The sequence below is a fragment of the Bradyrhizobium uaiense genome (genome assembly GCF_010811875.1).
GTDB lineage: Bacteria > Pseudomonadota > Alphaproteobacteria > Rhizobiales > Xanthobacteraceae > Bradyrhizobium > Bradyrhizobium uaiense.
Genome location: NZ_VKHP01000859.1, coordinates 1 through 246 on the forward strand (window position 1 = coordinate 1; position 246 = coordinate 246).

At 62.2% G+C, this 246-nt stretch carries 1 protein-coding gene; it reads right to left on the bottom strand.

Translation table 11 applies throughout. The annotated features are described in order from the left end of the window. Positions 1-246 (bottom strand): MBL fold metallo-hydrolase (locus FNJ47_RS52390; protein ID WP_236000634.1); only part of this gene is annotated, 246 nt, incomplete at its 3' end.

Sequence of the window (246 nt, forward strand, 5' to 3'; positions counted from 1 at the left end):
CCGAGCGGCAGCCGCACCATGAGCGAACGCAAGCCGAGCCCGTTCAAGACGTTGTTCGACGCCGACGTCGCGACGCTGATCCAGGCGGCCGACGACGTCTACCAGATCCGTTTCAAGAACCGCGCCGATGTGATCGAGATGCTCGTGGCTCAGCACCACCATGTCGATCGCATCGGGCGTTATGCCGAGATGGTTGAGGCAGGCGACCAGCGACGGATAATTGCTCGACAGCCCGACGTCGATCAT